The organism is Rhizobacter sp., from assembly GCF_031412495.1.
In the GTDB taxonomy this organism is placed as follows: Bacteria; Pseudomonadota; Gammaproteobacteria; order Burkholderiales; family Burkholderiaceae_C; genus Schlegelella_A.
The window spans coordinates 1-20,132 of record NZ_JANODC010000381.1 but is presented as its reverse complement, the minus strand read 5'-3'; the positions used below and the strand labels follow the sequence as shown (position 1 = coordinate 20,132).

The window sequence follows — 20,132 nt, the reverse complement described above, 5'->3', positions numbered from 1 at the left end:
CGGGACGCGGTCCTTGGACATCTCTCACCACGGATGACCGTCCGCTCCAGCCGAGCCGGGTCATGCTCGATGGAGCCTTCATGCTGAACGTCTTCACGCTGGCCAACGGCCGGCTGTTCCAGGAAGAGATCGAAAGCCAGGCCGCCCTTGCCCACGTGCAGCCTGTCTGGGTCGACCTCGACGCGCCGACCGAGGAAGAGAAAGGCTGGATCACCCAGCACTTCGGCCTGACGATCCCGAGCGACGCCGTCGACGACGACCTCGAGGAATCGGCCCGCTTCTACGAGGAAGACAACGGCGAGCTGCACATCCGCTCGGACTTCCTCATCGACGACGGCCAGACCTCGCGCAACGTACGGGTCGCCTTCATCCTGCACCGCAAGATCCTGTTCTCGGTCCATGCCGAGGACCTGCCGGTGTTTCGCCTCCTGCGCCTGCGGGCGCGGCGCATCCCGGCGCTGATCGGCGATGCCAAGGACGTTCTCCTCAAGCTCTACGACGCTGACGCGGAGTACTCGGCCGACGCCCTCGAAGGCATCTACGACGGGCTCGAAGCGGTAAGCGCGCGCGTGCTGCGCCACGACGTCAACGATCAGGCCGCCGGCGAGGCGCTGTCGGCGATCGCGCGCCAGGAGGACCTGAACGGCCGCATTCGCAGGAATGTGATGGACACCCGGCGCGCGGTCAGCTTCATGATGCGCAGCCGGATGCTCAACGCCGAGCAGTTCGAGGAGGCGCGGCAGATCCTGCGCGACATCGATTCGCTCGACAGCCACAGCACGTTCCTCTTCGACAAGATCAACTTCCTGATGAACGCCACGGTCGGCTTCATCAACATCAACCAGAACAAGATCATCAAGATCTTCTCGGTGGCCAGCGTGGCGCTGCTGCCGCCGACGCTGATCGCCAGCATCTACGGCATGAACTTCCGCCACCTGCCCGAGCTGAACTGGGAGCACGGCTATGCCTATGCGCTGGCCCTCATGGCGGCTTCCGTAGCCGCGCCCTTCATCTACTTTCGGCGCAAGGGCTGGCTGCGCTAGCCCCAGGTGCTCCCGGGCCGCCGAGTGGCCCGGGAGGGAAGAAGAACGTCGCCGAGCGCCCCCGGGGGAACGAGGGAGGAGGAGGGAGGAGAAGAACCCCCCGGGGATTTCGGGCCGGCGTGGCCGGCCGGCTCAGCGACGGAAACCGGTCGATGCTCCTGCGGCGAGACCAGTTTCCCGGTCGCCCGCAGCGCGCATCTGCCCCTATGACGCCGTGGCCAGGCGAGAGTTCCCCACGTTTGCGGGCCCGCGGCGGCGAATGGCCCTTTCGCAGCGCCGCCCGGGCCAGCGACTAAACTCGCCGGCGTGGAACAAGCCATGATCTACCCGGAGCTTTTCCGGCAGCTCGAAGCCGTCCGCTGGAACATGGACCGGGACATTCCGTGGGCGTCGTTCGACGCCGGCAAGCTGTCCGACGAGCAGGCGCAGACGGTGAAGATGAACGCCATCACCGAGTGGGCGGCCCTGCCCGCCACCGAGATGTTCCTGCGCGACAACCGCGACGACAGCGACTTCTCGGCCTTCATGAGCGTCTGGTTCTTCGAGGAGCAGAAGCACTCGCTGGTCCTCATGGAGTACCTGCGCCGATTCCGGCCCGACCTGGTGCCCACCGAGGCCGAGCTGCACGAGGTGCGCTTCGACTTCGACCCGGCGCCTGCCCTGGAAACGCTGATGCTGCATTTCTGCGGCGAGATCCGCCTCAACCACTGGTACCGGCGCGCCGCCGAATGGCACAGCGAGCCGGTGATCAAGGCGATCTACGAGATCCTGGCCCGCGACGAGGCCCGGCACGGCGGCGCGTACCTGCGCTACATGAAGAAGGCCATGACCCGGTTCGGTGACGAAGCCCGGGCGGCCTTCGCCAAGGTCGGCGTCCTGATGGCCAGTGCCCGGCGCACCGCCCAGGCGCTGCACCCGACCAACCTGCACGTGAACACCGCCCTGTTCCCGCGCGACACGATCCAGAGCCGGTTGCCCGACCCGAAGTGGCTGGAAGCCTGGCTCGACACCCAGATCCAGTTCGACGCGGTCTGGGAAAACAAGGTCGTCGACCGCATCCTGCACAACCTGAGCCTGCTGCTCGAGCGCAGCTTCGCCAGCGTCCAGGAGCTGAACCGTTACCGCAAGGAGGTCACGGCCCGGGTCACCGCGGCAGCCTCCCTGGCGGCGGGAGCTGCCGGGAGCGTGAGCGGGCCGGTGCCGGGCTCGTCCGGCGCGGCCTGAGGCCGGTTCAGCCCTCGCCATCGGCCGCGACGCCGCCTTCCGGTCGTCGGAGGCCTGGCGCGCGCTCGGCGTTCGCCGACGAGCCTTGTCCAGTCCTGCCAGGGCACGCCGCCTGCGCTGAGCAGGTCGAGGCCGCAGATCCAGCCAGGCCGACTGCGCCGCCTGGGCCGCTGTCCCTGGTCGGGGGCCACGGAAAGGAAGCGGCGCCGGCGATGTTGTTCTCCAGCGTGCCGCGCACCCTCGCCATCGTGCCTCCGCTGACTGTGCCGCCGAAGGGCGCCTGCGGGCAGAGCTACCCGCGCCACGAGCTCCAGGTGCAGATGGATGACGCCGGGCGCGACAATCGGCCGGTGCTGCCCGACTTCGTCGCCAAGCTCTGCCCCCGCGCGGAGCTGCTGCCCCGCCTGGCCGACCTGCCTCGGCCGCTGGTGTTCACGAACGGCGTGTTCGACATCCTCCACCGCGGCCACGTGACCTACCTGGCGCAGGCGAGGGCTCTGGGCGCGAGCCTCGTGCTCGGGCTCAACAGCGATGCCTCGGCGCGCGCCCTCGGCAAGGCGCCGGACCGGCCGCTCAACAGCGAGGGCGACCGCGCCTGCGTCCTCGCAGCGCTGGCGAGCGTCGGCCTGGTGACGCTGTTCGACGAGCCGACCCCGGTCGAGCTGATGAAGCTCGTCCGTCCCGACCTCTACGTCAAGGGCGGCGACTACGACATCGAGTCGCTGGCCGAGACATCGCTGGTGCGCGGCTGGGGCGGCGAGGCGCGGGCCCTGCCCTTTCTGGATGGCTACTCGACGACCGCACTCGTCGATCGCATCCGCCGCTGAGTCGGCAGCCGGCGCGGCGCGGCGATCGCGCGTATCCCGTTCAGCGCGTTCGGTTCACCAGGTAGATGCCGGCGGCGACCGTCGCCAGCGCGAACAGCAGCCGGGCCGTCACCGGCTCGGCCAGCAGCCAGGCGCCGAGCAGCAGGCCGAAGATCGGCGTCAGCATCGTGAACGAGGCCAGCGGCGTCGCCGGGTAGTGCCGGATGAGCCAGAACCAGAGCAGGTAGCTGGCGAAGCTGACGACGACGATCTGGAACGCCAGCGAGCCCCAGGCCAGCGGCGACAGCGCAGTCGGCAGCGGCCCGGCGCCGACGAGCGCGGCCACCAGGAGCATCGCGCCCGAGATGCCCAGCTGATAGAAAAGGGTCTTCTCGGCCGAGGCCTGGCTCAGCGACGAGCCGCGGATGGCCAGCGTAGTCGCACCCCAGAGCACGCCGGCGAGGACGCCGAGGCCGTCGCCCAGCCATTGGCGCGGGCCCGCGGCCGGGCTCGAGAAGCCTTCCGCGAAAGCCGATGCGACGCCGGCGAAGGCGAGCAGGAGCCCGGCGCCCTGCAGCACGGTGAGCTTCTCGGAGCGCGCGATGAGTGGCATACCGAGGGCGACGACGAAGGGCGAGATGTAGATGAAGACGACCATGCGCGAGGCCGTCGTGTACTGCAGACCGACGAAAATGCAGAAGAACTCGGCGGCGAAGAGGCTTCCGGCGGCGATGCCGGCGCGCAGCGTGCCGTCACGCGCGAAGAGCGCGATGCCGCGCTGCCGCGACCAGAGCCAGACGAGCAGCGTCGCGCCGACGGAGCGCGCCGTTGCCTGCCAGAGCGCCGGGACCTCGGGCATCGCCGCCTTGGCCGCGACCTGGTTCAGGCCCCAGAGGAAGCAGCAGAAGACGAGCAGCGAGCTGGCGAGGACGTCGAGACGGGCTCTGCGTTGAGGCATCGGCTGATGCTACGAGGATGCGGCATCGCGGCCGGGCGCGGCGGCACGCATCAGCGCCGCTGCCGCCGCGGTGGCAAGGCCGGCGAGCAGCCCGCTCGCGTGCGCTGCCGGGGCGACGGCGATGTCCCACCCGGCCGGATGGCGCAGCACCTCGCCCCAGGGCGCTTCGGCGACGACCTTGCCGATGAGTACGGCGAGGGTGGCGATGCCGACGAGCCGACGCGGTCCGCGCCCGTGCGCTACCAGGAACAGCGCCGCCACGGCAACGCCCGCATGCAGGACGCCGGACAGGCCGCCGTAGTGCAGCAAGTCGGGCTGGGTGAGCAGGCCGAGCTGCGTCAGCGGCCACGCCACGGCCCAAGCAGCGGCGCTGCTTCGCGGCAGCCTCGCTGCCCATCCGAACGCGGCGACCAGGGCCGCGCCCGCGAGGTTGGCGGCGAGGTGCAGCGGGCTGAGGTGGACCAGCGCCGCGGTCCAGGCCCGCCACGGCTCGCGCCAGGCGAGCGCCGGCTGCCAGTCCAGGGCACCCGCGGGGCAGAACGAGACCAGACAGGCGCCGGCGGCGAGCAGCGCGGCGAGACCGACCCAGGCGACGCCCCGGTCAGTCGAAGACCGCACGCCAGAGCGCCTCGACGGCCTCGCTCTGCTCGGCCATCGCCGCCGGCTCGATCTGCGTCGGCTGTTCGTCGAGGCGGGCCCGGTGCTGGGCCCGGCGCAGGTCACGGTAGGCGTCGGCGGCGGCGCTGCCGACGCCGGCCGGCAGCAGCGCCGCGTCCTCGGCCCGGCGCAGCAGCGCGATGTTGCCGACGTCGTCGAGCAGTTCGGGGCGCGAATGGCCGTGACCCAGGACCAGGGCCTGCACCGCGAACTCGACGTCCATCATCCCGCCCGGGCTGTGCTTGACGTCGAATCGACCGGCCTTCACCGGGTGCGCGGCACGGACCTTCGCGCGCATCGCCCGCACCTCGCCGAGCAGCGCCGCCAGGTCGCGCGGCGCCGCCAGCACGGCGCGGCGCACCGCCTCGAACTTCGGGGCCACGCGGTCGATGCCGGCGCACCAGCGGGCCCGCGTCAGTGCCTGGTGCTCCCAGGTCCAGGCGGTGTTGCTGCCTCGGCCCGTCTGGTAGTTCTCGAACGAGGCCATCGAGGTGACGAGCAGGCCGGAATTGCCGTTCGGCCGCAGCGCCGTGTCGATGTCGAACAGCTCGCCGGCGGCCGTGCGCATCGTCAGCCAGGCGATGAGCTTGCGCACGAAGGCGCCGTAGATCTCGGCGGCCCGGTCGGAGTCGAGCTCCGGATCGTCGTGCACGAAGACGACGTCGAGATCGCTGCCGTAGCCCAGCTCCTTGCCGCCGAGCTTGCCGTAGGCGATGACCGCCAGCTGCGGCTCGTCGCGATGCGCCACCTTCAGGTGCCGCCAGGCCCAGCGCAGGGCGCAGCAGAGCGTCGCGTCGGCGAGCGCGGACAGGTCGTCGGCGACCTCCTCGACCGTGATGTGGCCCTCGACGTCGCGGACCAGCGTGCGGAAGACCTCGGCGTGGTGGGCCCGGCGCAGGGTGTCGAGCAGCAGCTCCTCCTCGGCCTGGCTGGAGCGCGTCCAGCCGGCGTGGCGCTCCTCGAGCTCGCGCTTGTAGGCCTCGGCGTCGAAGCGGCTGTGCATCAGGCGTTCGTCGGCCAGCTCGTCGATCACGCCCGGATGCAGCATCAGGTAGCGCATCGGCCAGCGGGCCAGGCCGAGCAGGCGCAGCAGCCGGTTCTGCACCTCGGGGCGCTCGGCGAGCAGGGCCAGGTAGCTCTCGCGGCGCAAGAGCGGCTCGATCCAGTCCACGAAGAGGATCGCCGCCGCTGGCGTGCAGCGCCCCTCGTCCACGGCCTGCACCGCGCGTGAGACGAGCCGGCCTAGGCGGATCTTGCTGTCGTCGCGCAGCAGCCTGATCTTCGGCTGCGCGCAGAGCGGCCGGACGCGCGCCGCCAGCTCGGCCGGCAGGTGGGCGAGGAATTCCTCGCTGTCGACCGGCAGCGGCGCCGGGCCGCAGGTGCGGCAACCGCCGTTGCCGACCGGGGCGCGCCCGTCGTGCAGCAGCTCGTCGAACTCGACCGCGACGCACTCGCGCGCCGTGCAGAGCAGGTCGAGGAACTGCGCCGTGCCGTCCTCGCCGCCGTGGCCGAGGCTGCGCGCGATCCAGTCGAGGTCGGCGTCTTCGGTCGGCAGGACGTGGGTCTGCTGGTCGTCGAGGTACTGGATGCGGTGCTCGACGCGGCGCAGCAGCGTGTAGGCGTCGCTCAGGCGTGCCCCGGCGGCGCGCTTCATCAGGCCGCCGGCGACCAGCTTGTCGAGCGCCTTCAGGGTCGAGCGGGTGCGGATCTCGGGGAACTGGCCGCCGCGCACGACGAGCAGCAGCTGGACGATGAACTCGATCTCGCGGATGCCGCCGCGCGACAGCTTGACGTCGTTGGCGCGCTCCGGCCTTCCTGCGGCGCGCCGCTGCGCCTCGTCGCGCACCTTGGCGTGCAGCTGGCGCAGGCCCTCGAAGACGCCGTAGTCGAGATAGCGGCGGTAGACGAAGGCGGTGACCAGCGAACGCAGGGCCAGGGCGCGCCCGTTCTCGATGCTGGCACGCGGTGCGACGACGCGGCTCTTCAGCCACGCGAAGCGCTCCCACTCGCGGCCGTGCGCCTGCAGGTAGTCTTCGAGCATGGCCAGGCTGGTCACGGGCGGCCCGGAGTTGCCGTCCGGGCGAAGGGCCAGGTCGACGCGGAAGACGAAGCCGTCCTCGGTGACCTCGCCGATCAGCGCGTACAGGCCGCGCGCGACGTGCGAGAAGTACTCGTGGGCGCTGGTGGCGGTCTCGCCGTCGGTGCGGCCGTCCGCCTCGTACAGGTAGACGAGGTCGATGTCCGACGACACGTTCAGCTCGCGAGCGCCGAGCTTGCCCATGCCGATGATCCAGAACTCGATGCGCCGGCCGCTCGCGTCGCGCGGCACGCCGAAGCGCACGTCCTGCGCGGCGAGGACGTGGGCCAGAGCCAGCTCGAGCGTGGCCTCGGCGAGGTCGGTCATGCCCCGGGTGATGTCGTCGAGGCTCGCAGCGTGCTCGACGTCGAGCACCGCGAGGCGCTCCAGCACCAGCTGGCGGCCGACGCGCAAGGCGCTCGCCAGCGGCCGCCCGCCGGCCTGCAGTCTGCCGATGAGAGCGACGATGCCGTCGCGGCCGGGCAGCCCGGCCGGCAGGGCGGCGAGATCGTCGGCGTAGCGGCGCCGGATGCGCTGCACGAAGCGGCTGTGCGTGGCCTGGGCGGCCGCACCGTGCCGGGCGCCGGGACCGGCGCCAGGGCCTTTCGCGAGTGGGGCGACCGTGCTTTGCGGACCCATCGTCTCGCGAGGTCTGTGCTAGAGTGATTCGACCGGCGCGAGGCGTCGATGCTGACCGCGCCGCGCGTTCCAACGCGAGGAGCGGTGCAGCCCGCAACCCTCACGCCGAGCCCGTTGGCGCCACGCTGTCTTCATGTCTGCGAATCCCCCTCTCGACGCTGCTGAACGGGCACAGCGTCCGGTCGCCCGGCGCCGACGCTTCCCGGTCCTGCGATGGGTGACCCGCACCCTTCTCTGGGGGCTCGGCACGGCGGGCAGTCTGCTGTTCGTGGGTTGGCTCTCACTTCACTGGCTCATTCTGCCGCACATCGAAGAGTGGCGCCCGGCCATCGAGGCACGCGCGAGCCGCATGCTCGGCGCGCCGATCCGCATCGGCGCCATCGTCGTGCCGTCGAGCCGCTGGGTTCCAGCCTTCGAGCTGCGCGACGTCCAGGTGCTCGATACGGAGCAGCGCGTCGCCCTCGCCTTGCCGCGCGTCTATGCCGCCTTGTCGGTGCGCTCGCTGCTCGCCCTCGAGCCGCGGTTCTCGCAGCTGCTGATCGACGGCCCGACCGTCGACGTGCGTCGGGACGCGAACGGTCACCTGCGCGTGGCCGGGCTCGACTTCGGCAGCAGCACGGTCGGCGCCGAAGACGATGCCGCCGTCGACTGGTTCTTCAAGCAGCACGAGTTCGTGGTCCGCGGCGGCACGGTGCGCTGGATCGACGAAGCGCGGCAGGCGCCGCCCCTGGTCCTCGGCAACGTCGACCTCGTGGTGCGCAACGGCCTGCGCCAGCATGCGTTGCGCCTCGACGCAACGCCGCCGCCGGGCTGGGGCGATCGCTTCACCCTGCGCGGCCTGTTCACGCAGCCGCTGTTCGCCGGCCGCGGCGACTGGCGGCGCTGGAGCGGCAGCGCCTATGTCGACCTGCCGCGGGCCGACGTCGGCGAGCTGCGCCGCCACGTCACCCTGCCGTTCGAGCTGAGCGAAGGCGACGGCGCCGTGCGCGGCTGGTTCGACGTCCACGAGGGGCAACCGACCGCGGCGACGGTCGATGTCGCGCTGCGCGCCGTCACCCTCCGCCTGCACCCCAGCGTCGACCCGCTCGCCTTCGAGCAGATCGAAGGCCGGATCATGGGCCAGCGGAAGGACGATCGCATCGCCGTTGCCGTCCGCCGCTTCGGCTTTCTCACCGGCAACGGCGTGCGCTGGCCGCGCGGCGACCTCGACATCGCTTGGCGGCGCGGCGCCGACGGCGAGGTCCGCGCCGGCGAGTTCGACGCCGACCGCCTCGACGTCGGCCTGATGGCCGACATCGCCCTGCACGTGCCGCTCGGCGCGGCGGTGAACAAGCTCCTCGCCGACCTCCGGCCGCAGGGCGTGATCACCAAGCTGAGCACGCGCTGGGACGGACCGCTCGACGCACCGACCCACTACCGCGTCAAGGGCCTGCTCAGCGGCCTCTCGCTCGTCGCCCGGCCCGCGGCGCAGCGCGATGGCATCGGCCGGCCGGGGCTGACGAACGCGACGGTCCAGCTCGACGCCAGCGAAGCCGGCGGCGAAGCACGGATCGGCATCGCCGGCGGGTTGCTCGACCTGCCCGGCATGTTCGCCGAGCGCGAGCTGCCGCTCGACCGCTTCGATGCCAAGCTGGCCTGGAAGATCGATCCGGCGCCGGCGGGCCAGCCGCCGCAGATCACCGTCAAGGCCGCCGGCGTGACCTTCGCCAACCGCGACGCCGAGGGCCAGCTGAGCGCGACCTGGCGCACCGGGCGCGGCAGCGGCGCGGCGCGGGGCGGCCGCTACCCCGGCGAGCTGGAGCTCGACGGCCTGCTCGCCAACGCCCGGGGCGTGCGCACCGCCCGCTACCTGCCGCTCGGCCTGCCCGAGGGGGTGCGCTCTTACGTCGACGGAGCCGTCCGCTCGGGAACGATCCGCAGTGCCGTGTTCCGGGTCCGCGGCGACCTCTGGGATTTCCCGTTCCACGACGCCAGGACGGCGCGCGACGGCGAGTTCCGCGTCGCCGCCAAGATTGAGGATGCGGTGTTCGCCTACGTGCCTGGCGATCTGGTGCCGGGCGGGCCGGGGCGTCCGGCGACGCGGAAAGATCCGGCCTGGCCGCCGCTGACCGCCGTCAGCGGCGAGCTGGTCGTCAACCGCTCGTCGCTTGAAATTCTCAACGCCAGTGCCCGGCTCGGCGGCGCCGAGTGGAAGGGGATCCACGGCCGCATCGCCGATCTCGGCGAAGCGGCGCGGCTCGACATCGACGGCGCGGCGCGCGGGCCTCTGGTCGAGATGCTCCGCTTCGTCAACGCGACACCGATCGGCGGCTGGACCGGCCAGGCCCTGGCCGGCGCCACCGCCACCGGCCCGGCCGACCTGCGCCTGGCCCTGTCGATTCCCCTGGCCAGGCTCGACGACACGCAGGTCAAGGGCAGCCTGCAGTTCGCCGGCAGCGACGTCCGCATCACGCCCGACACGCCGCTGCTCGGGGCGGCCCGGGCCCGCGTCGACTTCACGCAGCAAGGCTTCGCCGTAAGCCAGGCCGCGGCGCGCCTGCTGGGCGGCGAGGTGGCGTTCGCCGGCGGTTCGGTGGCGCAGCCGGGCGGCCGGGACGTGCATCGCTTCAGCGGCCAGGGCACCTTCACGGCCGAGGCGCTGCGCCAGGCGCCGGAGCTCGGCTCCCTGGCCCGGCTGGCGTCGACTCTCTCGGGGCAGGCCGGCTACCGCGCCAGCCTCGCCTTCATCGGCGGGCGGCCGCAGATCGACGTGACAAGCGACCTGGTCGGGCTTGCCATCGACCTGCCGCAGCCGGTCGGCAAGGGCGCCGCGGCACCGTTCGTGCTGCGCCTTTACAACGGTCCGGAAGACGCCGGTGCGGCCGGCGGCGCCGGTGCCGAGGCGGCGCGGCCGAACCGCGACGTCCTGCGCGTCGACCTCGGCGGCGCGGTGCAGGCCCACTTCGTGCGCGAGCAGAGCGGCGACACGGCGCGCGTGGTGCGCGGCGCGATCCGCATCAGCGAGCCGCGGCCGGCCGGCGTTGCGCGACCGAACGATCCGCCGCTGCCAGGGACGATCGAAGGCCTGGCCCTGCCGCAGGCCGGGACCACCGCCACCGTGACGCTGAAGCAGCTGGACGTCGCCGCCTGGGAAGCGGTGCTCGACCGCCTGCAGGGCACCGGGCCGCGACCCGCGCCCGGTGCGCCGGCGGCGCCGCTGGTCTTCGACGCCTCCGGCGGCGAGGGCTACATCCCCGACTCGGTGGCCTTGCGCGTCGGCGATCTCGACACGGGCTCGCGGCACCTGCGCAACGTCACCGCCGGGCTGTCGCAGCAGGCGGGCCTGTGGCGCGCCAACGTCGAAGCCGACGAGCTGGCCGGCTACGTCGAGTACCGGCCGGCGCGGCGCGGCGCCGGTGCCGGCGGCGTCTACGCGCGGCTGGCCCGGCTCAGCCTGCCGAAGACCGATGCCGACCGGGTCGAGACCCTGCTCGACGAGCAGCCGGCCAGCATCCCGGCGCTCGACATCGTCGTCGAGGACTTCGAGCTGCGCGGCAAGCGCCTCGGCCGCCTCGAGATCGAGGCCGTCAACCGCGCCGCCGCGGCGCGCGACGGCCCGCGCGAATGGCAGCTCGCGAAGCTGAACCTGGTGACGCCCGAGGCGCGCCTGAGCGCGACCGGCAGCTGGGGCGCGAGCGGCTCGGGGCCCGCTGCGCCGCGCCGCGCGACCATGAACTTCAACCTCGCTCTCGCCGACAGCGGCGCCTACCTCGAGCGCCTCGGCATGGGCCGGGTCGTCCGCGGCGGCAAGGGCACGCTCTCCGGGGACCTGGCCTGGGTCGGCTCGCCGCTCTCGCCGGACCTCGCCCGCATGACCGGGCAGGTCCGGCTGGCCATCGACGCCGGCCAGTTCCTGAAGGCGAGCGCCGGGGCGGCCCGACTGCTCGGCGTGTTCACCCTGCAGTCGCTGCCGCGGCGGCTGATGTTCGATTTCCGCGACCTGTTCGAGGAAGGCTTCGCCTTCGACAACGTGGTCGGCGACATCCGCATCGGCGGCGGCTTGGCCTCGACCAACAACCTGCGCATGCGCGGCGCGGCCGCGGCGGTGCTGATGGAAGGCAGCGCCGACCTGGTCAAGGAGACCGAGGACCTGCGCGTCGTCGTCGTTCCCGAGATCAACGCCGGCACCGCGTCGCTGGCCTATGCCGTGATCAACCCGGCCGTCGGCCTCGGCACCTTCCTGGCCCAGTACTTCCTGCGCAAGCCGCTGATGGCCGCGAGCACCCGAGAATTCCACATCACCGGGCCGTGGGACGATCCGAAGGTCGAGCGCGTCGCCCGCAGCAAGCTCGGCGACGCGGCCCTCGCCGCGGAAACGCCTTCGACACCCGCCGCACCGGCCGAGCCGGCCCCTGCCACCCCCCGGTGAGGACCGCATGAAGATCGCCGCGATCCAGATGGTGTCGACGACCAGCGTCGAGGCGAACTGCGACACCGCACGCCGCCTGGTGGCGCAGGCCGCGCGCGACGGCGCCCGGCTCGCCGTGCTGCCCGAGTACTTCTGCTTCATGGGCCGCAGCGACCGCGACAAGCTGGCGATCGTCGAGGCGCCCGGCGACGGGCCGATCCAGCGCATGCTGGCCGAGACGGCGCGCGAGCATCGGCTGTGGCTGGTCGGCGGCACCTTGCCGCTGCGCAGCGACGGCCGAAGCGGCGCGGGCGACGCCGACCCCCGCGCCATGAACGCCAACCTGGTTTTCTCGCCCGAGGGCGTCGCGGTGGCCCGCTACGACAAGATCCACCTCTTCCGCTACGACAACGGCCGCGAGGCGTACGACGAAGGCCGCACCCTGCAGGCCGGCAGCGCGCCGGCGAGCTTCGATGCCGACGGGCACCGGGTCGGCCTCAGCGTCTGCTACGACCTGCGCTTTCCCGAGCTCTACCGCGCCCTGATGCAGCCGCCCTGCGACCTGCTCTGCGTGCCCTCGGCATTCACCGCCACGACGGGGGCCGCGCACTGGGAGGTGCTGCTGCGCGCCCGCGCCATCGAGAACCAGTGCTACGTCGTCGCCGCGGCGCAAGGCGGCACGCACGAGAACGGCCGGCGCACCTTCGGGCACAGCCTGGTCATCGACCCGTGGGGCGAGGTCGTCGCCATCCGCCGCGACGACGGCGAGGGCGTCGTCACCGCGGAGCTGAGCGGCGAGCGCATCGCGTCGGTGCGGACGCAGCTGCCGGCGCTGGAGCATCGGCGCACCTTCTGAGCCCCGCCGGGACCGCGAGCGCCTCGCCGAGGAGCGGCCGCCTCGGCCATGAGCGTGCAAAGTCTCGACCAGCGTGGCGGATTGCCGCCGCGGTTCGAAAGACGGCGTCGTCCTGACGGCCTCGAAGGCCGATAGATGGGAGCATCCGGCACGCCGATCGCGTGCAGCGCCCGGTCCGTCTTCGCCTCGCATTGCGCCTCACCCGCCTTCTCCACCCGCGCCTCAGCATCTCGGGCTGGCTCATCATCGTGAGCCTCATGGCGTCGCTTCCGCCGCTGGCCTTTTCCACGCTCCTGGTCTATCACCAGATCACGGACGAGCAGGCCAAGGGACGCGCCAGCATGGAAGCCCGTGCCAAGGTCGCCGCGACCGCGCTTGGGCGCGAGATCGAGAGCCTGCGCATCGAGCTGTCCGCCCTGGCGCAGGCCGAGACCCTGCGACGCAACGACCTGCCGGCGTTCTACGAGTTCATTACCCGGGTGGTACGGCGCACCGATGCGCGCATCGATTCGATAGCCTGAGCGATCGCGACGGCTTCCAGCCGTTCGTCACGGCCCTGCCCTACGGCACGCCCCTTCCCGCGGCGCCCGGCGCCGAGTTCCAGCAGCCCCTGTTCGACGGCACCGCGCCCTTCGTCCTCTCGCCCCTCCTCAAGGGGCCGTGGAGCAAGCGCTTCCTGATCGGCATGGCGGTTCCGGTGCCGGACCCGCAGTCGCCCCGGCTGGTCCTGCGTCTGTCGATCGACCTGCGGACCCTGAACGCGCGACTCAACGACCAGGAATGGCCTCCGGACTGGACCGCAGCCGTGCTGGACCAGACCGCCTCGGGCACGATGCCGGGGACCTCGTGCTCCAGAAGGTGGCGGCGGCGATCCGCAGCGTCGTCCGCGCCAACGACATTGCCGGACGCTGGGGCGGCGACGAGTTCGTGATCTGCGTGCAGGCGCCCGCTGCCCACGTCGCCGGCCTCACGAGAAGCATGGCGGAACGCGTCGTCGAGGCCGTGGCCGCGATCGGAGAGGGCATCGGCTGCAGCGTCGGGGTCTCGCTGTTCAGGGCCGGCGGCTCCCTGCCGGAGCTGCTGGCACAGGCCGATCGGGCCATGCTCCGCGCCAAGCAATCCGGCAAGAACCGGATCGTCGAGAACCAGCTCAGCAGTTGAACCGGGGCCCGCCCGGCGCGCTCAGGCGCCGAGGAACTCGCCGATCGGCTTGAGGGAGTCGATGCGGTCGCAGATCGTCTTCACCGCCATCAGAATGGGCGTGCCGAGCAGCAGGCCCCAGACGCCCCACAGCCAGCCGAAGGCGAGCACGCCGACGAAGACGCCGAACGGGTTCATGCGGCTGCTGCGACCCGTCCACCACGGCGTGAGGACATTGCCGACCACGGCATGGATCGCGAACGAGACGGCGCCGACGTACAGGCCCATGTCGATGGCGTCGAACTGCATGAAGCCGACGACGGACGCACCCGCGCCGACGATGACGGCGCCGAGGTAGGGAATGAGGTTGGTGACCCCGGCGGCAATGCCCCAGACCGCGGCGTGATTGAGGCCGATCAGGTAGAAGGCCACGCCCGTGGCCACGCCGACGACCGCGCTCGTCGCCAGCTGCACGAACAGGAAGCGCTGGATGTGGGCGCTGATCTCGTCGAGCGCCTGCACCGTGACCTTCTTCTGGCTGAGCCGCGGCCCGGCGAGCTTGACCATCTTGCGCCGGAAGGTGTCGCCGGAGGCGAGCAGGAACAAGGTGATGAAGAACACCACCGTCGCCTGGCCGAGGAAGCCGATCAGGCCGATCGTGCTGGTCCACAGGATGTCGGCGACGTTCAGGCGGGGCGCCGGCGGCGGCGGCGGCGCCGTCCTCGCCGCCGGCGCGTTGTTGCCGCCGGTCGCCACCTTCTCGAGTTCGTTCGCCGCCTGCTGGACCTTGTCGATCGCCGACGGCTTGGCGGTGCGCTTTTCCAGGATTGCCCGGCGCGCCTTCTGGGCCACCTCCGGCAGCGTCGCGATCAGCGCGTCGGCATCGTCGGCGAGCGAGTACACGCCCCAGCCCATCAGGGCGACGACGCCGATGCTGACGATGGCGGCGCCGATCGGGCGGGGCAGGCGCCAGCGCTGCAGCAGGTCGACGGTCGGCGCCAGCGCGTAGCTGAACATCACGCCGAGCAGGATCGGCACGATCACCGCTTTGGCCCAGTGCAGTGCGAACAGGCTCGCCAGCACCGCGAGCAGCGCCAGCGAGACGCTGCGGATGTCGACCGGCATGTGCAGCAACACGCGCTGCGCTTCGGCCGCACTCTCGTCGGACGTCATGCCGGGCGAGGCGTCCTCCAGGGGAACTCGGGTGTCGTTCATGCGGCGCTCTGGGTGTCCTCGGCGAGGGTGGCGAAGTGTCGCGCCAGCTCGGGCGGCTGGGGCGAGTCGAGCAAGGCGCAGGTCATGCGCAGGGCGTCCCCGCCGCAGGGCGTGAAACCCGTGCCGGCGCCGTGCTTCAGGGTGGAGACGATCCAGTTGCGGATGACGACCGGGCGCTGCATCCACGAGAGCGTCTGCAGGCGACCGAGGGCCTCGAGCATCGCCTCGCTCGGCGTGATCGACCAGTCCGGGATGTTTGCGAACGGCTGCCAGGCGGCCATGGCCGCCACGTACCAGGCATCGGCCCGGTCGTCGTCGCAAGCTTCGCCGGGGACCATGCGCGAGAGGAAGGCGCTGTAGGTCGCGACCGCGAACACGTCGGACTCGAGCCACTCGGCGACTTCGACGCTGGACTCGGTGCGCGGCAGGATGGTCGGCGGCCCGCCGAGCGCCCGCCGCATCAGCATCCAGTGCAGGCGGTCGATGGGCCGGGCAACGCCGCGCGCACCCATGATCCGGCGTGCCGACTGCAACAGCTGCTGGCGCACGGCGAGCGGTTGCCGCGCCGCCCGCGCCAGCAGGCGCTCGAGCCATGGCAGGCGCGTCGCCGGGGAGAGCCTCGACGCGTGCAGGCGCAGCGCCTCGGCATCGCTCGCCGTCCCGATCTCGAGGCGCCAGGCACGCACCGGCCGCCGGCTCTGTGCAGGCAGGAGCAGGGCCAGGATGGCGGCGTGCAGCTCGGCGACGCCGTGCACGCGCGACAACCGGTCGCCGGCTTCGCGCTCCGGGGCGGCCGGGTCGGCGAGGGCAGCGGCGTGCGCGTCGTGCATCCTGGCCGCCCCCGTCAGAACGGCGCCGCGGCGCGAAAGCCGAAGAGCCGGGCCAGGAGCACGGTCGGGAACTGGCCGACCGCCTCGTTGTAGGCGGCGACCGCGGCATTGAATTCGACACGGGCGAAGGTCAGCCCGGTGTCGACGAGCGCCAGCTCGCTGTTCAGGCCGGGCAGGTCGACGCCCGGGATCGCCTGGACCGGCAGGCGGGCCCGGGCATCGGCGAGGATCTCGTCGGCGACGCGCAGGCTGGTGATGGCGTTGGCGGCGCCGGGGCGGGTACGGGCGTGTTCGCGCGCCGCGTCGGCCTGCCGGCAGGCGGCGCGCAGGGCGTCGAGGCGCGGCCCCGCGGATGCGAGCGCAGCAGCGAGCATCTCGACCTGGGTCTCGAGCAAGGCGTGGCGCTGCCGGTAGCGCTCGTCGACGTTCGCGAATCGCTCCACGAGGGCTGTCCGCAGGCGCACCATCCGGTTGTAGGCGCCGACGATCCAGAAGGCCAGGATCGCGGCGACGACGAGCAGGGTGGCCTGGGTCGTGGTCACGCCACGGCCCGTCGACCCGACGGCCGCGACCTAGCTCGCCAGCCAGGTCTCATAGCCCTTGCGGCGCAGGTCGCAGGCCGGGCAGAGGCCGCAGCCGTAACCCCACGCGTGGTGGTGCTCGCGGTCGCCGACGTAGCACGAGTGCGAGTGCTCGACGACGAGGTCGATCAGCGGCTCGCCGCCGAGGCGCTCGCCCATCGCCCAGGTGCCGGCCTTATCGAGCCACATCAACGGCGTGTCGATCGTCATCGGCGTGTCCATGCCGAGGCTGATCGCGACCTGCAGCGCCTTCAGGGCGTTGTCGCGGCAGTCCGGGTAGCCCGAGAAGTCGGTCTCGCACATGCCGCCGATCAGCACCGAGAGCTTGCGCCGGTCGGCGACGATCGCGGCGAAGGTGAAGAACAGGAGGTTGCGGCCCGGCACGAAGGTGTTCGGCAGCCCGCCCGCGTTCATCTCGATCTCGCGCTCGCTGGTGAGCGCCGTGTCGGCGAGCTGGCCGAGCAGCGAGAGGTCGAGGAGGTGGTCGCTGCCGAGGCGCTTGGCCCAGCGCGGGAAGGTCTGGCCCAGCCGCTCGCGCACCTCGACGCGGCATTCCAGCTCGACGGCATGGCGCTGGCCGTAGGCGAAGCCGATGGTCTCGACGTGGGCGTAGCGATCGAGCGCGTAGGCCAGGCAGGTGGTCGAGTCCTGGCCGCCGGAAAAGAGGACCAGGGCGCGGCGCGGGTCAGTCGCCACGCAGCTCTCCGTGGCCGAGGACGATCCACTTCTGCGAGGTCAGGCCCTCGAGGCCGACCGGTCCGCGCGCGTGCAGCTTGTCGGTCGAGATGCCGATCTCGGCACCGAGGCCGTACTCGAAGCCGTCGGCGAAGCGCGTCGACGCGTTGACCATGACGCTCGCCGAGTCGACCTCGCGCAGGAAGCGCATCGCGTGGCCGTGGTCGCTGCCGACGATCGCGTCGGTGTGGTGCGAGCCGTGGCGGTTGATGTGCTCGATCGCCTCGTCGAGGGAGCCGACGACCTTGACGCTGATGATGGCGGCGAGGTATTCCTCGGCCCAGTCCGCCTCGCTCGCCGCCACGACGCGCGCGCCGGGCACGGCGGCGAGCAGGGCCAGCGCCGCCGCGTCGCAGCGCATCTCAATGCCCTTGGCCGCGAACACCGCGCCGATCGCGGGCAGGAATTCGGCGGCCACGGCCTCGTGCACGAGCAGCGACTCGGCGGCGTTGCACGGGCTCAGCTTCTGCGTCTTGGCGTTGTCGACGACGGCCAGGGCCATGCCGAGGTCGGCCGGCGCGTCGACGTAGACATGGCAGTTGCCGTCGAGGTGCTTGATCACCGGTACCGTGGCCTCGCGCGAGATGCGCTCGATCAGGCCCTTGCCGCCGCGCGGGATGATGACGTCGATCGCTTCCGGCGACGCGATCAGGTGGCCGACGACGGCGCGGTCGGTGGTCGGCACCAGCTGCACCGCGTCCAACGGCAGGCCGGCCTCCTCGAGCGCGGCCTGCACCAGCGCAGCCAGGGCGAGGTTGGACTGCAGCGCTTCCGAGCCGCCGCGCAGAATGCAGGCGTTGCCGCTCTTGATGGCCAGCGAGGCGGCCTCGATCGTCACGTTGGGCCGGCTCTCGTAGATCATGGCGAAGACGCCGAGCGGGACGCGCATGCGGCCGACCTGGATGCCGCTCGGCTGCTCGCGCAGGTCGCTGATGGCGCCGATCGGATCGGGCATGGCGGCGATCTGCTCGCAGCCCTGCGCCACCGTCTCGATGCCGGCCGTGTCGTGCCGCAGCCGATCGAGCAGCGGCGCGGCGAGGCCGGCCGTTCGGGCCGCATCGATGTCGAGCCGGTTGGCCGCGGCCAGGGCATCGCCCGAGTCCCGCAGGCGCCGGGCCAGCGCGCGCAGCGCGCGATTTCGCGCGGCCACCGGCGAAGCGGCGAGGCGGCGGCTGGCCGCGCGCGCCAGCGTGCCCATGTGCGCGACGATCGCCTGGGGGTCGGCCGAGGTCATCCCGCCATTGTTTCAGACTGCCGCGCGGGTCGAACCCAGGCGCGTTGACCGCGCCGGAGCGGCTCGTGAGAATGCTCCGATGTCCTGCCTTCTCGCACGCCTCTCCCGCGCCCGCGCTCCCCGGCTCTGGCTCGCGGCAGCGCTCGCCCTGGGTCCTGTCGCCGCGGGCGCCTTCGACCTGCAGGGCCACCGCGGCGCACGCGGCTTGGCGCCGGAGAACACCATCGCCGCCTTCGAGCGCGCCCTCGCCATCGGCGTCACCACGCTGGAGATGGACGCCGCCGTCACCGCCGACGGCGTCGTGATCGTCTCGCACGACCCGGCCCTCAACCCGGCCCTCACTCGCGACGCGCAGGGCCGCTGGCTCGCCGGGCGTGGCCCGCTCATCCGGAACTCGACCTACGCCGAGCTGCAGGCCTTCGACGTCGGCCGCCTCGATCCCGCGAGCACCTACGGGCGACCCTTTCTGCCGACGCAGCAGGCACGCGACGGGCAGCGCCTGCCGCGGCTGGCCGACGTGTTCGAGCGCGTCAAGGCGCTCGGCGCCGACACGGTCCGCTTCGACATCGAGACCAAGATCAACCCGAGCCGGCCCGAGGAAACGGTCGAGCCCGAGCCCTTCGTGCGGGCCCTGCTGGCGGTCATCCGCGACGCCGGGATGACGCGGCGCGTGATGATCCAGAGCTTCGACTGGCGCACCCTGCAGCTGCTGCAGAAGCTCGAGCCGGCGATCGAGACGGTCTACCTCACCTCGCGCAGCGACGTCCTCGAAAGCGGCACCTGGACCGCGGGCCTGCAGCTCAAGGATTTCGCCAGCGTCGGCCACATGGTCAAGGCCGCGGGCGGGAGGACGTGGGCCCCCAGCTTTGCCAGCCTGACCTCCGAGACCGTGAAGACGGCGCAGTCGCTCGGCCTCAAGGTCGTGCCGTGGACCGTCAACACCGCTGCCGATGCCGACCGCCTCATCGGCTGGGGTGTCGACGGAATCATCAGCGACTATCCCGATCGCATCCGCGAGGTGATGAAGCAGCGCGGCATGCCCCTGCCGGCATCCTTTCCCGCGACCCGCCCCTGATTCGCGGGTACGCGGGTTGCCGAAGTCCCTGTGACTGTGGCGGGCTCGCGTAGCCCCGAGCAGTGCAGTCTTCCGGCCCGAAGGGCCTCGCAACGAAAGGATCATCATGAAGTTGGCAACGAAAATCACCTCGGTCGCGGCAGCGGCCACCCTCGCCGCCGCGGCGGGCCTCGCGATTGCGCAGTCGTCCGGGACCGGGAGCGCAGGCTCCACCGGCGCAGCGGGCAGCACGGGCGCCACGGGCAGCACGGGCGCCTCGGGCCAGTCGGGCCAGGGCACGAGCGGCACGAACACCGGGACCGGAAGCACGAGCAGCGGCTCGACGACCGGCAGCGGCTCGACGATGGGCTCCGGGACCACCAGCAGCGGCTCGACGACGGGCAGCGGCACGAATGCGGGCATGGGCACGACCGGCAGCGGCTCCACCACGGGCAGCGGCAGCACCACCGGCTCCACTTCCGGCATGGGCAGCGGCTCGACCAGCGGCATGGGCAGCGGCTCGACCGGCGGCAACACGTCCGGCACGATGCCGGCGCGCGCCGACCGCAACTAAGAAGAAGCCAGCCGGCCGGGGGCGCGGGGGCCCCCCGGGCCCCGCCGGCGGGGCAGCCCCGTTAGCCCAAGCGGGGGCCGGCAGGGGGGTTACCCCCCCCCAGCACCTCCAGCGGCGGGTAC

At 72.1% G+C, this 20,132-nt stretch carries 17 protein-coding genes; 9 read left to right on the top strand and 8 right to left on the bottom strand.

Translation table 11 applies throughout. From position 1 onward, the window contains the following. Positions 1-80 precede the first annotated feature (80 nt). The 3 genes from corA (at position 81) to AC30N0_RS14015 (ending at position 3,094) form a co-directional block, all read left to right on the top strand. The gene (gene corA, locus AC30N0_RS14025) at positions 81-1,043 is read left to right on the top strand and encodes a magnesium/cobalt transporter CorA (RefSeq protein WP_489518525.1); all 963 of its coding nucleotides are present in this window, start codon (positions 81-83) and stop codon (positions 1,041-1,043) included. A 318-nt stretch (positions 1,044-1,361) separates the two neighbouring features. After that, positions 1,362-2,267 (top strand): ferritin family protein, encoded by a 906-nt coding sequence (locus tag AC30N0_RS14020; RefSeq protein ID WP_489518523.1) that lies wholly within the window; start codon positions 1,362-1,364, stop codon positions 2,265-2,267. 320 nt (positions 2,268-2,587) lie between these two features. After that, positions 2,588-3,094, top strand: a complete 507-nt coding sequence (locus AC30N0_RS14015) for an adenylyltransferase/cytidyltransferase family protein (RefSeq protein WP_489518524.1) — start codon at positions 2,588-2,590, stop codon at positions 3,092-3,094. 40 nt (positions 3,095-3,134) lie between these two features. Here the strand turns inward: AC30N0_RS14015 and AC30N0_RS14010 are convergent, their stop codons facing one another. From AC30N0_RS14010 to glnE, 3 genes are read right to left on the bottom strand one after another with little or no spacing between them, the layout of a single operon-like run. Continuing rightward, positions 3,135-4,031, bottom strand: coding sequence for a DMT family transporter (locus AC30N0_RS14010; protein ID WP_489518522.1), 897 nt, complete (start codon positions 4,029-4,031; stop codon positions 3,135-3,137). A 9-nt stretch (positions 4,032-4,040) separates the two neighbouring features. Further along, positions 4,041-4,649, bottom strand: a complete 609-nt coding sequence (gene rrtA / locus AC30N0_RS14005; protein ID WP_489518521.1) for a rhombosortase — start codon at positions 4,647-4,649, stop codon at positions 4,041-4,043. Continuing rightward, entirely contained in the window at positions 4,633-7,404 is a 2,772-nt protein-coding gene (gene glnE, locus AC30N0_RS14000; protein WP_489518520.1) for a bifunctional [glutamate--ammonia ligase]-adenylyl-L-tyrosine phosphorylase/[glutamate--ammonia-ligase] adenylyltransferase, read from the bottom strand. The genes rrtA and glnE overlap by 17 nt, the downstream gene beginning before the upstream one ends. Positions 7,405-7,621: 217 nt before the next feature. Here glnE and AC30N0_RS13995 point away from each other — a divergent pair, with 217 nt between their 5' ends. The 4 genes from AC30N0_RS13995 to AC30N0_RS13980 all read left to right on the top strand — a co-directional run bounded on the left by AC30N0_RS13995 (position 7,622) and on the right by AC30N0_RS13980 (position 13,808). After that, positions 7,622-11,812: a YhdP family phospholipid transporter gene (locus AC30N0_RS13995; RefSeq protein WP_489518519.1), complete on the top strand. Its 4,191-nt coding sequence runs from the start codon at positions 7,622-7,624 to the stop codon at positions 11,810-11,812. 7 nt (positions 11,813-11,819) lie between these two features. Continuing rightward, positions 11,820-12,647, top strand: coding sequence for a carbon-nitrogen hydrolase family protein (locus tag AC30N0_RS13990; protein WP_489518518.1), 828 nt, complete (start codon positions 11,820-11,822; stop codon positions 12,645-12,647). Positions 12,648-12,808: 161 nt separating this feature from the next. Next, entirely contained in the window at positions 12,809-13,168 is a 360-nt protein-coding gene (locus tag AC30N0_RS13985; RefSeq protein WP_489518517.1) for a hypothetical protein, read from the top strand. Between the two features lie 259 nt (positions 13,169-13,427). Beyond that, the gene (locus AC30N0_RS13980) at positions 13,428-13,808 is read left to right on the top strand and encodes a GGDEF domain-containing protein (protein ID WP_489518516.1); all 381 of its coding nucleotides are present in this window, start codon (positions 13,428-13,430) and stop codon (positions 13,806-13,808) included. A 21-nt stretch (positions 13,809-13,829) separates the two neighbouring features. Here the strand turns inward: AC30N0_RS13980 and AC30N0_RS13975 are convergent, their stop codons facing one another. The 5 genes from AC30N0_RS13975 to AC30N0_RS13955 are packed head-to-tail and all read right to left on the bottom strand — an operon-like array spanning position 13,830 to position 18,382. After that, entirely contained in the window at positions 13,830-15,002 is a 1,173-nt protein-coding gene (locus AC30N0_RS13975) for an AI-2E family transporter (RefSeq protein WP_489518515.1), read from the bottom strand. Then, positions 14,999-15,832 (bottom strand): hypothetical protein, encoded by an 834-nt coding sequence (locus tag AC30N0_RS13970; RefSeq protein ID WP_489518514.1) that lies wholly within the window; start codon positions 15,830-15,832, stop codon positions 14,999-15,001. The genes AC30N0_RS13975 and AC30N0_RS13970 overlap by 4 nt, the downstream gene beginning before the upstream one ends. A gap of 14 nt (positions 15,833-15,846) precedes the next feature. Next, positions 15,847-16,374 carry a LemA family protein gene (locus tag AC30N0_RS13965; protein WP_489518513.1) on the bottom strand — a complete coding sequence of 176 codons (528 nt, stop codon included), beginning with the start codon at positions 16,372-16,374 and terminating at the stop codon, positions 15,847-15,849. Positions 16,375-16,404: 30 nt separating this feature from the next. Beyond that, a complete protein-coding gene (gene queC / locus AC30N0_RS13960) occupies positions 16,405-17,109 on the bottom strand; it encodes a 7-cyano-7-deazaguanine synthase QueC (protein ID WP_489518512.1) in 705 nt (234 codons plus the stop codon). After that, complete coding sequence (locus tag AC30N0_RS13955) at positions 17,099-18,382, bottom strand: glutamate-5-semialdehyde dehydrogenase (protein ID WP_489518511.1); 1,284 nt, start codon at positions 18,380-18,382, stop codon at positions 17,099-17,101. Before AC30N0_RS13955 ends, queC begins: the two co-directional genes overlap by 11 nt. Positions 18,383-18,461: 79 nt before the next feature. On the opposite strand from AC30N0_RS13955, the gene AC30N0_RS13950 reads away from it, so the two are divergent. Together AC30N0_RS13950 and AC30N0_RS13945 are read left to right on the top strand one after the other, a co-directional pair. Further along, on the top strand, positions 18,462-19,457 hold the full coding sequence (locus AC30N0_RS13950) for a glycerophosphodiester phosphodiesterase (protein ID WP_489518510.1): 996 nt from the start codon (positions 18,462-18,464) through the stop codon (positions 19,455-19,457). Between the two features lie 106 nt (positions 19,458-19,563). Further along, the gene (locus AC30N0_RS13945; RefSeq protein WP_489518509.1) at positions 19,564-20,010 is read left to right on the top strand and encodes a hypothetical protein; all 447 of its coding nucleotides are present in this window, start codon (positions 19,564-19,566) and stop codon (positions 20,008-20,010) included. Positions 20,011-20,132 lie beyond the last annotated feature (122 nt).